Source organism: Streptomyces sp. NBC_01275, from assembly GCF_026340655.1.
Classification (GTDB): Bacteria; Actinomycetota; Actinomycetes; order Streptomycetales; family Streptomycetaceae; genus Streptomyces.
Genome location: NZ_JAPEOZ010000001.1, coordinates 7133833 through 7146842 on the forward strand (window position 1 = coordinate 7133833; position 13010 = coordinate 7146842).

Consider the following 13010-nt stretch of genomic DNA (forward strand, 5'->3'; position numbering starts at 1 on the left):
GGCCGTCATCCGGGCCTCCGACACCGTGCCATCATCGAGCTTCGATCGACCAAGTGGAGTCCGAGTTGGGAGGGCGCGTGGCGATGGAGGCCGGCCCTCGTGACACCGCACAAGGCACCGAGGACCTCACCACCGAGCCTGGTGAACCGGAGGCCCCGGAGACAGGCGAAGTCCTTCTGAGCCCCGACGGGCCGGACGACGACACCCAGGGCGGAGTGACCGACGACGGTCCCGAGCCCGAGGAGATGTTCGCGGGCGGCCCCGAGGTCGAGGTCGAGCTGCGCCCGCAGCGTCGACTGCGGCTCTGGCAGCTCGCGCCCATCGTGACGCTGTCCGCGATCGGCTCCCTGATGTTCGCCTTCCCCCTCGCCTTCGACTTCGGCGACAGCGGGGCCGTGATCGCCATGCTCGGACTGCTGATCTGCTCCTGCGCGGCCGGCTGGGGCATGACGGCCGCGCGCCGCGTCGGTTACACGTGGCCTGGACTCCCCGCACGCGGCTCCGGCCGCCGCCCTGACTGGCGGGTCGTCCTGGGGTACGTCGTGATGGTCGCCGCGGTGGTCGTGCTGGCCGTCTGGCGGGTCGCCCGCCTGCGCTAGCGCTCCGCTGGACACGCGGTTCGTGTGCCGCGGCCGGTGGGGGCCGGTCGCGCCCCGCGGCGGAGCCGCACATGTCACCGTCCCGCGCCCCTGTCGGGGCTCGGCCGCCGTGATCGTCGGGATGTCGTAGCCACGCCGTACGATCGAGGGATGAGCACGCGGATCGCCTTCCTCAAGGGGCACGGCACCGAGAACGACTTCGTGATCGTCCCGGACCCCGAGAACGTCATCGACCTCCCTGCTGCCGCCGTCGCCGCCCTGTGCGACCGACGCGCGGGCATCGGCGGCGACGGACTGCTGCACGTCGTGCGGTCCGCCGCGCATCCCGAGGCGAAGGACATGGCGGCCGAGGCCGAGTGGTTCATGGACTACCGCAACGGCGACGGCTCCGTCGCGGAGATGTGCGGCAACGGGGTGCGGGTCTTCGCGCGCTACCTCCAGCGCGCCGGGCTCGTCACCGAGGGCGACCTCGCGATCGCCACGCGCGGGGGCGTGAAGCGCGCGCACCTCGCCAAGGACGGTGACGTCACCGTCGGCATGGGCAGGGCGCAGCTCCCCCAGGGCGACGTGACCGTGAGCGTCGGCGCGCGCAGCTGGCCCGCGCGGAACGTGAACATGGGCAACCCGCACGCCGTCGCCTTCGTCGACGACCTGGCGGACGCGGGCGACCTGTACTCCCCGCCGCCCTTCAGCCCCGCCTCCGCCTACCCGGACGGGGTCAACGTCGAGTTCGTCGTCGACCGCGGCCCCGGACACGTCGCGCTGCGCGTACACGAGCGCGGCTCCGGCGAGACCCGCTCGTGCGGCACGGGCGCGTGCGCCGTCGCCGTGGCGGCCGCCCGCAGGGACGGCGCCGACCCCGCGGTCACCGGCACACCGGTCACCTACACGGTGGACGTTCCCGGCGGACGCCTGGTGATCACCGAGCGGCCGGACGGCGAGATCGAGATGACCGGCCCCGCGGTGATCGTCGCCGAAGGTGTGATCGAATCGGAATGGCTGGAAACCTCCGTTCGTTGACGGGTGTGAAGGCTTGGCATCGGAGGCCGGAGCGGCTCGGCGCTGCGCAGGAGTGCGCTCGGGGAGCCGTTCACGGGTTCGAAATCGTGATCGGCCTCAGGTCGGGCGGCGCAAAACCGTAAACCCCGAGACCTTCGCTCGAATGGGTGATCCGTTTCACGCTCGGCGAGAGGCGGTCAGTCGGGCGTGGTGGGCTCGGTAGCATCAAGCACCGGCCCGGACGGGGGATTGTTCGTCAGTCCCCTGAGCCGTGTCCGCCCTGGGACACCCCGTCCGCCGGTCCACGCAGCCGGAGGTGCCCATGAGTGCGGAGGCCACGAATCCCGCGACCCCAGGCCCGGTAGTGCCGGCCGCGCCGCGCAGGCGCAGCCGCCCCCGGATCGATCTGCGTCGCCTGGGCCGGGCCGCGCTGCTCGGCCCCGCCTCGCGCGGCCGGTTGCCCGACGCGATCGGCCATGTCGTCGAGGCGCACCGCGCCCACCATCCCGACGCCGACCTGGAACCGCTGCACCGCGCCTATGTGCTCGCCGAGTCCTCGCACCGCGGCCAGATGCGCAAGAGCGGCGAGCCCTACATCACGCACCCGCTCGCCGTGACCCTGATCCTCGCCGAACTCGGCGCGGAGACCACGACTTTGACGGCCTCTCTGCTCCACGACACCGTCGAGGACACCGAGGTGACGCTCGATCAGGTCGGCGAGCAGTTCGGCGCCGAGGTGCGCTACATCGTCGACGGCGTCACGAAGTTGGAGAAGGTCGACTACGGAGCGGCCGCCGAGCCCGAGACCTTCCGCAAGATGCTCGTCGCCACCGGCAACGACGTCCGCGTGATGTCGATCAAACTCGCCGACCGGCTGCACAACATGCGCACCCTCGGCGTGATGCGCCCCGAGAAGCAGGAGCGCATCGCCAAGGTGACCCGGGACGTCCTCATCCCGCTCGCCGAACGCCTCGGCGTCCAGGCACTGAAGACCGAGCTGGAAGACCTCGTCTTCGCGATCCTGCACCCCGAGGAGTACGAGCACACGCGCGAGTTGATCGTCGACAACGCCTCCCGCGCGGACGATCCGCTCGCCGAGTTCTCCGAGGCGATGCGCGTGATCCTGCGGGACGCCGACATCCAGGCCGAAGTCCTCATCCGGCCACGGCACTTCGTCTCCGTGCACCGGGTGGGCCGCAAGCGCGGCCGACTGCGCGGCTCCGACTTCGGCCGACTGCTCGTGCTCGTCAACGAGGACGCGGACTGTTACGCCGTCCTCGGTGAACTGCACACCTGTATGACGCCGGTCGTCTCGGAGTTCAAGGACTTCATCGCCGTCCCCAAGTTCAACCTGTACCAGTCGCTGCACACGGCCGTAGCCCGCGACGACGGCCAGGTCGTCGAAGTCCTCATCCGCACCCACCAGATGCACAAGGCCGCCGAGGCCGGCGTCATCGCCCTCGGCAACCCCTACGTCGGCCCCGCGGAGGACCAGGCCCGGGAGGCCGCCCCGGCCGACGAGGAGCGCGTCGACCCCACCCGGCCCGGCTGGCTCTCCCGCCTCCTCGACTGGCAGGAGGCCGCGCCCGACCCCGACACCTTCTGGTCCACCCTGCGCGAGGACCTCGCCCAGGACCGAGAGATCACCGTCTTCCGCCCCGACGGCGGCGCCCTCGGACTGCCCGACGGGGCCACCTGTGTGGACGCCGCGTACGCGCAGTACGGCGAGGACGCGCACGCCTGCATCGGCGCCCGCGTCAACGGCCGCCTGGCGACCCTGAGCACCGTTCTGCGGGACGGCGACACCGTGCAGCTCCTCATGGGCCAGGACCCGGCCTCGGAGCCCTCCAGGGAGTGGCTGGAGCATGCCCACACCCCGGCCGCCCGGATCGCCATCCAGCGGTGGCTCGCGGCGCATCCGGCGTCGGCCGAGCGCGAGGAGTCCGCGGAGACGGTCGAGGCGGCCACCGCCAGGCCCACGGCAGAGGCGCCCGAGCCCGCCCCCGACTCGCCCGCCCCACGCCCCGGCGCCGCGATCACCGTCGTCGACCGGCCCGACGCCACCGTCCGGCTCGCCGGGTGCTGCACGCCCGTCCCGGCCGACGACGTCACCGGCTTCTCCGTCCGGGGAGGAGTGGTCACCGTGCACCGCGCGGAGTGCTCCGCGGTGGCGCGCATGGCGGACGCGGGGCGCGCGGAGGTCGACGTGCGCTGGGGCGACACGAGCGGGTGCCGGGTCACCCTGGTCGCCGAATCGTTCGGCCGCCCCCATCTGCTCGCCGACCTCACCGAGGCCATGGCCGTGGAAGGCGCCGAGATCGTCTCCGCGACCGTCGAGCCCCCGAGCCAGCAGCGCGTACGCCACACGTACACCGTCCAGCTCCCCGACGCCGGCCACCTGCCCACCCTCATCCGCGCGATGCGCAACGTGCCCGGGGTGTACGACGTGAGCCGGGCGCAGCACCACGTGACGGCCTGATGGCGGTCTGACGGGTCTGACGGGTCTGACGACGGTCTGACGACTCGAGGATCTGGATGAGGGCCTGAAGGTCTGAGGAAGTGGGGAGGGCGCTCTCGTCGTCAGCACGCGCACGCGTGAGTCATCCGTTCGGGTGGGCCGGGTGCGCGTCTTCGCCGTAGCACGTGGGCGCGCTGGTAGCGGTGGTGCATGCTGCTCACCCCTCGTGCCCGGCTGAAGTCCGCGCTGCTCGCCTCGGCCGTCTCCGTCTGTCTCGTCGCCGCGAGCGCCCCGGCGGTCCCGCTGGGCGTCGGCGACCGCCTCTTCCCGTACCTGGGCAACCCCGGCTACGACGTCGCGTCGTACGACCTGTCCTTCACCTATCCCGGCACCAACAGCAAGCCCCTTCAGGCGGTCACCACCATCGACGCCTGGACCACCACGGACCTGGAGCGGATCAACCTCGACTTCGCCCACGGCACGGTCGACTCGGTCGAGGTCGACGGCGAGCCGGCCGCCTTCGCGAGTGCGGGCGACGACCTGGTGGTCACCCCGCAGGACGCGCTCCCCGAGGGCAGCTGGATGCGCGTCACCGTGCGGCACACCAGCGACCCGGTGAGCACCGGCGACCGCGACGGCGGCTGGGTGCGCACGACGGACGGCCTCGCCATGGCCAACCAGGCAGACGTCGCCCACCTGGTGTTCCCGTGCAACGACCATCCCTCCGACAAGGCGATGTTCACCATCCGGATCACCGCCCCCAACGACTACACGGCCGTCGCCAACGGTCTGCCCACCGGCGTCGACCGGGTCGGCCCGGCGACCACCTGGACGTACCGCACCCAGCACCCCATGGCCACGGAGCTGGCCCAGGTGTCGATCGGCCGCTCCACGGTCCTGCACCGTGAGGGGCCGCACGGGCTGCCCGTGCGGGACGTCGTCCCCACCAAGGACCGCGACCTCCTCGAACCGTGGCTCAAGAAGACGCCCGACCAGATCTCCTGGATGGAGAGCAAGGTCGGCCCCTACCCCTTCGAGACCTACGGTCTGCTGATGGCCGAGGCGTCCACGGGCTTCGAACTCGAGACCCAGACCCTCTCCCTCTTCGAGAAGGACATCTTCACCGAGCCCGGCTACCCCGCCTGGTACATCGAGTCGGTCATGGTGCACGAGCTGTCCCACCAGTGGTTCGGCGACAGCGTCAGCCCCCGCTCCTGGTCCGACCTGTGGCTCAACGAAGGACACGCCACCTGGTACGAGGCCCTGTACGCGCAGGAGAAGGAGCCGAGCCGCACGCTGGAGGCACGCATGAAGGCGGCCTACGGCGCCTCCGACGCCTGGCGGTCCGCAGGCGGCCCGCCGGCGCTTCCCAAGCCGCCCCGGCCCGGCCAGAAGATCGGCATCTTCCGCCCGAACGTCTACGACGGCGCGGCCCTCGTCCTCTACGCCCTGCGCCAGGAGATCGGGACGCCCGTGTTCGAGCGCCTGGAACGGGCCTGGGTGCAGGACCACCGGGACTCCACGGCCTCCACGGCCGACTTCGAGCGCCTCGCCGAGCAGTTCTCCGGCCGCGACCTCGACGCGTTCTTCAAGGCCTGGCTGTACGGCGAGAAGACCCCGCCGATGCCCGGCCACCCGGACTGGAAGGCCGCGGCGCCGGTCGCGAAGGCCGAGCGGCCCGTCAAATAAGACCGTGACGAGACGGGCCGTACCGTGCGACCATCGTGAGGTCGGCGCGGCACGGCGCGGCACGGGACACGGGAATCTCCCGGGGCGCTCGTGCGTTGGAGTCATTGACGGCAGCCGACCGCCGACTCGGCACCACCGACGGCATTCCCGACGACGTAAGGACCCAATGACCTCCTCTTCTTCCCCTTCCCAGGACACTCCGCGCATGGCGCACGCCTACCCCGAAGGTCTTCGGGCCGATGCCCTGATGGAAGAGGACGTCGCCTGGAGCCACGAGATCGACGGAGAGCGGGACGGCGACCAGTTCGAACGCTCCGAGCGCGCGGCCCTGCGCCGCGTAGCGGGCCTCTCCACCGAGCTCGAGGACGTCACCGAGGTCGAGTACCGCCAGCTCCGGCTGGAGCGGGTCGTGCTCGTCGGCGTCTGGACCACCGGGACCGCGCAAGACGCCGACAACTCCCTCGCGGAGCTCGCCGCCCTCGCCGAGACCGCGGGCGCGCTGGTGCTCGACGGCGTCATCCAGCGCCGCGACAAGCCCGACGCGGCCACCTACATCGGCTCCGGCAAGGCCGACGAGCTGCGCGACATCGTCCTCGAGACGGGCGCGGACACCGTCATCTGCGACGGTGAGCTGAGCCCGGGCCAGCTGATCCACCTCGAGGACGTCGTCAAGGTCAAGGTCATCGACCGTACGGCCCTGATCCTCGACATCTTCGCCCAGCACGCCAAGTCCCGAGAGGGCAAGGCGCAGGTCGCGCTCGCGCAGATGCAGTACATGCTGCCGCGACTGCGCGGCTGGGGTCAGTCGCTGTCCCGTCAGATGGGCGGCGGCAAGGGCGGCGGCCTCGCCACCCGTGGTCCCGGTGAGACCAAGATCGAGACCGACCGGCGTCGGATCCGCGAGAAGATGGCGAAGATGCGCCGGGAGATCGCGGAGATGAAGACCGGCCGCGACATCCAGCGCCAGGAGCGCAGGCGTCACAAGGTGCCGTCCGTCGCCATCGCGGGCTACACCAACGCCGGCAAGTCCTCCCTGCTCAACCGCCTCACGGGCGCGGGCGTCCTGGTCGAGAACGCCCTGTTCGCGACCCTGGACCCCACCGTCCGCCGGGCCGAGACGCCCAGCGGCCGCCTGTACACGCTGGTGGACACGGTCGGCTTCGTCCGGCATCTGCCGCACCACCTGGTCGAGGCGTTCCGCTCCACCATGGAGGAGGTCGGCGAGTCCGACCTGATCCTGCACGTGGTCGACGGCTCGCATCCGAACCCGGAGGAGCAGCTGGCCGCCGTACGCGAGGTGATCCGGGACGTCGGCGCCACCGGGGTGCCCGAGATCGTCATCATCAACAAGGCGGACGCGGCCGACCCGCTGACGCTCCAGCGGCTGCTGCGGATCGAGAAGCGCGCCCTCGCGGTCTCGGCCCGCACCGGGCTCGGCATCGCCGAGCTGCTCGCGCTCATCGACGCCGAACTGCCCCGGCCCTCGGTCGAGATCGAGGCGCTGGTGCCGTACACGCACGGCAAGCTGGTCGCGCGCGCCCACTCCGACGGCGAGGTGATCTCCGAGGAGCACACCCCGGAGGGCACGCTGCTCAAGGCGCGGGTGCACGAGGAACTGGCGGCGGACCTCGCGCCGTACGTACCGGCACCGCTCGTCTGACGCTCGACCTTGAAGGCCCGCCCCCTACTGGTGATGTCCAGGGGGCGGGCCTTCAGGGTGTCCGGCTCAGGGCCCGGTCAGGCTCGGTCGGAACCGGTCAGGCCCGGTCGGATCCGGGTCGTCCCCGGTCACTGACCGCCGTACGTCTTGCTCATGTTCTGGTAGAGCGCCTCGGCCTCCGGGCCCAGTTGCGGGCCCGCGAGCCAGGTGTCGTCGGCTGGGCCGATGGAGGTGTTGGAGACCAGCTTGGTCTCGCCGTCCAGCACGCGGAACCAGCCGCCGCCGGACGAACCGCCGGTCATGGTGCAGCCGATGCGGTACATCGTCGGCAGCGACGGGCTCAGCGAGAGCCGCCCGGGCTGGTCGACGCACTTGAACATCTTCAGCCCGTTGTAGGGCGGCGCCGCCGGATAGCCCCAGGCGCCCATCGCGTCGACCTCGGTCGCGGACGGTGCGGAGAAGTCGACGTCCAGCGCTCCGCCGAGCGTCTCCTCCAGCGACTTGGAGCCCTGCTCCGGCGTCACGTGCAGCACGGCGTAGTCGTACGGGGCGCCCGCGCCGCCCGTGCCCGAACCGTCCTTGATCCACTCGTTGGACGTCGACGCCCAGTCGGCCCACCAGTTGCCGTAGGGGGCTATCTCGGTGGAGGTGGCGTCGCCGAGCTGTGCCTCGCTCTTGCCGAGGTCGTTGTAGGCCGGGACGAAGACCAGGTTGCGGTACCAGCCGCCGGCGCCGCCGGCGTGCACGCAGTGGCCGGCCGTCCAGACGAGGTTGGACTTGCCCGGGTGGTTCACATCCGTGACGACCGTCCCGGAGCAGACCATCGTGCCCTCGGGCGAGTCGAAGAAGACCTTGCCGACCGGGGCCGCGGTCTCGTGGTACGGAGTCTTCTCGGCCGTCGCCTCGACGGGCGCCGGCTCCGGGTCGCTGACGCCCTGGTCGGCGGTGGCGTCCTTGGTCGTGAGCGTCTTGTCGGCCTCCTTCGCGGACCGCATCCGCTCCGGCTTCCACAGGCCCTCGATCACCGGGTTGACGAAGTCCTTGGCCGCGCTGAGCCACTGGTCCTTGTCCCAGTCCTGCCAGCCGCCGTCGGCCCACTGGTCGATGTCGATGCCGTGCTTCTTGAGCTTGTCGGCGATGTCGGCCGGGACCTTGACCTTGCCGTCGCCGGTGCCGGCTGCGGACTGGGAGGCGGCGGCGTCGGCCTGGGCGTCGTCGGAGTCCTCGCAGGCGGTCGCGGTGAGCGCCAGGGCGGCGACGAGAGAGGTGATGGCGAGAAGGGTGCGCCGCCGACCGCGTCGGCGTGGGATGGGCGTACGTGTGGAACGCATGGTGCGATGACCCCCGTGGTCCGTGTGATGCGTGTGCGTGTCACGCCAGGACGCGCGTGCGTGACGTGCGATGCGACGCGTGGCATGGAATGGAATGGCGTGACGCGTGAATGTCATGTGCTTGTCAGGCTTAGAGGCGGCTCGTGCGCGGACGCCCGAAGCCACCCCCCCCACTATGCCCGTGGAAATCGGGATGAACGGCGGTGAGCCGGTGAAGGTTCGTGTGAGAGCCCCACCGCCGTCCATGCCGGGAACCCTGTTACTGACCGGCGAACTTGTCGCTCACCGAGTCGTACACGCCCTTGGCCACCTCGCCCAGCCGCGGGCCCGCGAGCCAGCCCGAAGTCACCGGGCCGATCGAGGTGTTGGACACCAGGGCCGGCTTGCCGTCCGAGCCCGTCGCCACCCAGCCGCCGCCGGACGAACCGCCGGTCATGGTGCAGCCGATGCGGTACATCGTCGGGTCCGACGCCTTGATCGACAGCCGTCCCGGCTTGTCCGTGCACTGGTAGAGCTTCTGCCCGTCGAACGGCTCCGCCGCCGGGTAGCCCGTCGCGGTGATGCTGTCCACCTTCGTCACCGCCGGCGCGTTGAAGTCCACCGGCAGCGCCGAACCGACCGTCTCCTCCAGGGACTTGCCGGAACCGCCCTCCTCCGGCGTCACATGGATGACGGCGAAGTCGTACGCGGAGCCCTTGCCGCCCGTCTCACCGCCCTGCGCGATCCACTGGTCCGAGGTCCGCGTCCAGTCGCCCCACCACACGCCGTACGGAGCGGCCTCTTCCTTGGTGGCCGTCTCCAGCTGCGCGGAGGTCTTGCCCGAGTCGTTGTACGACGGCACGAACGCGATGTTGCGGTACCAGCCGCCGTCCTTGCCTGCGTGCACACAGTGGCCCGCGGTCCACACCAGGTTGGACTTGCCGGGGTGGGCGGGGTCCTCCACGACCGTCGCCGAGCAGACCATCGTGCCCTCGGGGGCGTCGAAGAAGACCTTGCCCGCCTCGGGAACGTTGGCGTGATACGTGGTCGCCACGCTCTTCGCGTCCACCGCCGCCGGCGTCGGGTCGGTCACGCCCTGGTCGCCCGAGAGGTCGTTGTCGTCGACGCCCCGGTCCGGGTCCTCGGCCTCCCGCATCCGGTCCGGGTCCCACAGGCCCTTGATGATCGGGTTGATGTAGTCCTGCGCCTCGCGCAGCCAGTCGTCCTTGTCCCAGTTCTTCCAGGCGCCGTTCTTCCAGTTGTCGAGGTCGATCCCGTGCTCTTTGAGCTTGTCCTTGATGTCGTCCGGGATCGTTATCTTGCCGTCGCCGGCGGCCGACGCCGACGCGCTGGCCTGACTGTCGGCGTTGGTGTCGCCGGAGTCGCAGGCGGTCGCGGTGAGCGCGAGCACCGAGGCGAGGGCGACCGCGCCCAGGACGGGGGAGGTTCTGCGGCGCGCGTTCCTCCCTCGGCGAGCGGTGAACGACGGCCGTATGGATCGCATGGTCTGAACTCCCCCTGCTGTCAACGAACGTGGAGCTGCGGCCGTACCCGCCGGCAGAACTCACCGTGATCTCACGCCGAGTTCAGACGGGTCTTACGGCCCTGTGCAACGGCAACACGATAGGCGCTCGCCGCGCGGGAGTTCGCATGGAACCCTGCTCTTGCTGCTAGCCTGCAACTGCACATTAATTGCAATAAGAAGTGGCCAGGTGGCCACGCGACGTGGCACGTGGCGACAAGACGGCCGAAGGATGTTGGACACGGCGGTGTACACGCTCCCGGAGCTTCCGTACGACTACGCGGCGCTCGAACCGGTCATCAACCCGCAGATCGTCGAGCTGCACCACGACAAGCACCACGCGGCGTACGTCAAGGGCGCGAACGACACGCTGGAGCAGCTCGCCGAGGCGCGGGACAAGGAGGCGTGGGGGGCGATCAACGGTCTGGAGAAGAACCTGGCCTTCCACCTCTCCGGCCACATCCTGCACTCCATCTACTGGCACAACATGACCGGCGACGGCGGCGGCGAGCCGTTGGAGGCCGACGGCGTGGGCGAGCTCGCGGACGCCATCGCCGAGTCCTTCGGCTCCTTCGCCGGTTTCAAGGCCCAGCTCACCAAGGCCGCCGCGACCACCCAGGGTTCGGGCTGGGGCGTCCTCGCGTACGAGCCGCTGAGCGGTCGCCTGATCGTCGAGCAGGTCTACGACCACCAGGGCAACGTCGGCCAGGGCTCGACCCCGATCCTGGTCTTCGACGCCTGGGAGCACGCCTTCTACCTCCAGTACAAGAACCAGAAGGTCGACTTCATCGACGCCATGTGGGCCGTCGTCAACTGGCAGGACGTGGCGAAGCGCTACGCCGCCGCCAAGGAGCGCGGAAACAGCCTGCTGCTCACGCCGTGAGCGCATGAGACGTCCTGCTCGTGATCGTCTTCTCACCCTTCACGCGGCAGGCGGCAAGGAGAAGGGCTCCCGCGACGGGGTCCCCCTCTGGGGAGTGACTCGCGGGAGCCTTTTCTCGCCGGGCTCAGGCCGGGTTCTCGCCGCGCTCAGGCCGGATTCAGGCCGGATTCAGGCCAGGTGAGGCCGGGTTCTTGCCGGGAGAGCTAGATCACGCCAGGTGGGGTGGTCTTGGCGGCGTTCCCGGCGCGCGGTACGGTCAGTGCGATATTGACGACGGTACGACGGAAGCCGGTGGAAATCCGGCACGGTCGCGCCACTGTGAGCACAGAGCCCGGGGCTTGCCCGGGCTGTCGTGTGAGTCAGACCCGTGGCCGTCGTCGTGTGCACCACCGAGATGGGACGCGAACTCCCGAGGAGGTCCTGCCATGGCGCAGACCGTCGCTCCGCCGACCGCCACCACCCCTGTCGTTCCCGCGAAGCTGCCGATCGGGGCGATCGTCCCGTGGGCGGTGTTCGTCGGGGTTCTGATGCTGGTCCTGCTGTACTTCGTCGGCGCCGAGCAGGGCGCGACCGCCGTGGTCTCCGGCGAGGACGTCCACGAGTGGGTGCACGACGCCCGCCATCTCCTCGGCTTCCCCTGCCACTGATCCGAAGGGGAACCCGGTCCGTCTCATGAACTCCGCAACGGTGAGAAACCTTCTCGTGCGGGGCATGCTCGCCGGCCTGGCCGCCGGCGTGCTCGCCCTGTTCGTGGCCTACTTCCTCGGCGAGCCGAACGTCGACAGCGCGATCGGCTTCGAGGAAGCCCACTCCCACGAGCACGAGATGGAGATCGTCTCGCGCTCCCTGCAGTCCACCGCCGGCCTCGCCACCGGTGTGCTGCTCTACGGCGTCGCCTTCGGCGGCATCGCCGCGCTCGCCTACTGCTTCGCGCTCGGCCGCGTCGGCCGCTTCAGCGCACGGGCGACCGCGCTGCTGCTCTCGGGCTGCGCGCTGCTGGCCGTGTACGTGGTGCCGTTCCTGAAGTACCCGGCCAACCCGCCCTCGGTCGGCGACCCCGACACCATCGGCAAGCGCACCACGCTCTACTTCCTGATGATGCTGCTCAGCATCCTCCTGGCGGTCGCCGCGACGCTGCTGGGCAGGAGGCTCGCGCCGAGGCTGGGCACCTGGTACGCGACCGTCACGGCGGTGGCCGCCTTCGCGGTGGCGATCGGTCTGGCGTACGCGTTCCTGCCGGTGATCAACGAGGTGCCGGCGGACTTCCCGGCGACCCTGCTGTGGCGGTTCCGGCTCTCCGCGCTGGCCATGCAGGTCACCCTGTGGGGCGGGTTCGGGCTGGTCTTCGGCGAGTTGGCCGAACGGCTGCTCAACCCCAAGCCCGCGACCGCCCCCGCACCTCGGCCGGTCGCAGCCCCCAACTGACATGACCCGACACACGAAAGAGGGCCCGCGGAACCATCCGGGGGCCCTCTCGCGTTCTCCCGACAACGAGCGATGAGACGAGGACCATCGGGCGAGGAGCGGAGGAACGGGATGGCCGGACGACCCCAGCCGCGCCGCATCACCCTCGGAGGCCGTGAGGCGGTCGCCCTCACCGTCGCGGAGTACGAGCGGCTGATCGCCAGCCGACGCCAGATAGGCGGCCAGAGCGCCCGCGTACGCGTCCTCGCCCACCAGGCGAAACGGACCGAACAGCTCCTCCAGGACCTGGAGAGACTGGTCGGGAGCCCGACGGACTGCCGTGCACAGGACTCGCAGTCGCAGTCGCAGTCGGAGCCGCAGTCGGATTCCGATGCGGGCAACGACGCCGACTGCCTGCGCCGCGCGCTCGCGGAACTGCTGCGCCGCCACCGCGACCTGGCCTCCTGAACCACCACGGCGATGCGG

At 70.6% G+C, this 13010-nt stretch carries 11 protein-coding genes and 1 riboswitch; of the genes, 9 read left to right on the top strand and 2 right to left on the bottom strand.

Annotation, left to right across the window (positions count from 1 at the left end; all coding sequences use genetic code 11):
* Window positions 1-83: 83 nt before the first annotated feature.
* The 5 genes from OG562_RS31715 to hflX all read left to right on the top strand — a co-directional run bounded on the left by OG562_RS31715 (window position 84) and on the right by hflX (window position 7405).
* Window positions 84-599, top strand: coding sequence for a hypothetical protein (locus OG562_RS31715; protein ID WP_266409630.1), 516 nt, complete (start codon window positions 84-86; stop codon window positions 597-599).
* A gap of 150 nt (window positions 600-749) precedes the next feature.
* On the top strand, window positions 750-1619 hold the full coding sequence (gene dapF, locus OG562_RS31720) for a diaminopimelate epimerase (RefSeq protein WP_266404047.1): 870 nt from the start codon (window positions 750-752) through the stop codon (window positions 1617-1619).
* Window positions 1620-1920: 301 nt separating this feature from the next.
* Window positions 1921-4077 (top strand): bifunctional (p)ppGpp synthetase/guanosine-3',5'-bis(diphosphate) 3'-pyrophosphohydrolase, encoded by a 2157-nt coding sequence (locus OG562_RS31725; protein ID WP_266404050.1) that lies wholly within the window; start codon window positions 1921-1923, stop codon window positions 4075-4077.
* Between the two features lie 189 nt (window positions 4078-4266).
* Window positions 4267-5745, top strand: a complete 1479-nt coding sequence (locus OG562_RS31730; RefSeq protein ID WP_266404052.1) for a M1 family metallopeptidase — start codon at window positions 4267-4269, stop codon at window positions 5743-5745.
* Between the two features lie 166 nt (window positions 5746-5911).
* The gene (gene hflX, locus OG562_RS31735; RefSeq protein ID WP_266404055.1) at window positions 5912-7405 is read left to right on the top strand and encodes a GTPase HflX; all 1494 of its coding nucleotides are present in this window, start codon (window positions 5912-5914) and stop codon (window positions 7403-7405) included.
* A 128-nt stretch (window positions 7406-7533) separates the two neighbouring features.
* On the opposite strand, the gene OG562_RS31740 is transcribed toward hflX, so the two are convergent.
* Window positions 7534-8736: a serine protease gene (locus OG562_RS31740; protein ID WP_266404057.1), complete on the bottom strand. Its 1203-nt coding sequence runs from the start codon at window positions 8734-8736 to the stop codon at window positions 7534-7536.
* Between the two features lie 259 nt (window positions 8737-8995).
* Window positions 8996-10219 carry a serine protease gene (locus OG562_RS31745; protein ID WP_266404059.1) on the bottom strand — a complete coding sequence of 408 codons (1224 nt, stop codon included), beginning with the start codon at window positions 10217-10219 and terminating at the stop codon, window positions 8996-8998.
* Window positions 10220-10469: 250 nt separating this feature from the next.
* On the opposite strand from OG562_RS31745, the gene OG562_RS31750 reads away from it, so the two are divergent.
* The 4 genes from OG562_RS31750 to OG562_RS31765 all read left to right on the top strand — a co-directional run bounded on the left by OG562_RS31750 (window position 10470) and on the right by OG562_RS31765 (window position 12992).
* Entirely contained in the window at window positions 10470-11120 is a 651-nt protein-coding gene (locus tag OG562_RS31750; protein ID WP_266404061.1) for a superoxide dismutase, read from the top strand.
* A gap of 237 nt (window positions 11121-11357) precedes the next feature.
* Window positions 11358-11510, top strand: a riboswitch (cobalamin riboswitch).
* Between the two features lie 35 nt (window positions 11511-11545).
* The gene (locus OG562_RS31755; RefSeq protein WP_266404064.1) at window positions 11546-11767 is read left to right on the top strand and encodes a CbtB-domain containing protein; all 222 of its coding nucleotides are present in this window, start codon (window positions 11546-11548) and stop codon (window positions 11765-11767) included.
* 25 nt (window positions 11768-11792) lie between these two features.
* Window positions 11793-12545, top strand: coding sequence for a CbtA family protein (locus tag OG562_RS31760; RefSeq protein WP_266404065.1), 753 nt, complete (start codon window positions 11793-11795; stop codon window positions 12543-12545).
* Window positions 12546-12656: 111 nt separating this feature from the next.
* Window positions 12657-12992 (top strand): hypothetical protein, encoded by a 336-nt coding sequence (locus OG562_RS31765; protein WP_266404067.1) that lies wholly within the window; start codon window positions 12657-12659, stop codon window positions 12990-12992.
* Window positions 12993-13010 lie beyond the last annotated feature (18 nt).

Bases quoted from the DNA above. Each gene is read 5' to 3' on its own strand.
- OG562_RS31750 (WP_266404061.1), top strand. From the start codon at position 10,470: ATGTTGGACACGGCGGTGTACACGCTCCCGGAGCTTCCGTACGACTAC.
- OG562_RS31730 (WP_266404052.1), top strand. From the start codon at position 4,267: ATGCTGCTCACCCCTCGTGCCCGGCTGAAGTCCGCGCTGCTCGCCTCG.
- OG562_RS31715 (WP_266409630.1), top strand. From the start codon at position 84: ATGGAGGCCGGCCCTCGTGACACCGCACAAGGCACCGAGGACCTCACC.
- OG562_RS31765 (WP_266404067.1), top strand. From the start codon at position 12,657: ATGGCCGGACGACCCCAGCCGCGCCGCATCACCCTCGGAGGCCGTGAG.
- OG562_RS31740 (WP_266404057.1), bottom strand. From the start codon at position 8,736: ATGCGTTCCACACGTACGCCCATCCCACGCCGACGCGGTCGGCGGCGC.
- OG562_RS31725 (WP_266404050.1), top strand. From the start codon at position 1,921: ATGAGTGCGGAGGCCACGAATCCCGCGACCCCAGGCCCGGTAGTGCCG.
- OG562_RS31745 (WP_266404059.1), bottom strand. From the start codon at position 10,219: ATGCGATCCATACGGCCGTCGTTCACCGCTCGCCGAGGGAGGAACGCG.
- OG562_RS31760 (WP_266404065.1), top strand. From the start codon at position 11,793: ATGAACTCCGCAACGGTGAGAAACCTTCTCGTGCGGGGCATGCTCGCC.
- hflX (WP_266404055.1), top strand. From the start codon at position 5,912: ATGACCTCCTCTTCTTCCCCTTCCCAGGACACTCCGCGCATGGCGCAC.
- dapF (WP_266404047.1), top strand. From the start codon at position 750: ATGAGCACGCGGATCGCCTTCCTCAAGGGGCACGGCACCGAGAACGAC.
- OG562_RS31755 (WP_266404064.1), top strand. From the start codon at position 11,546: ATGGCGCAGACCGTCGCTCCGCCGACCGCCACCACCCCTGTCGTTCCC.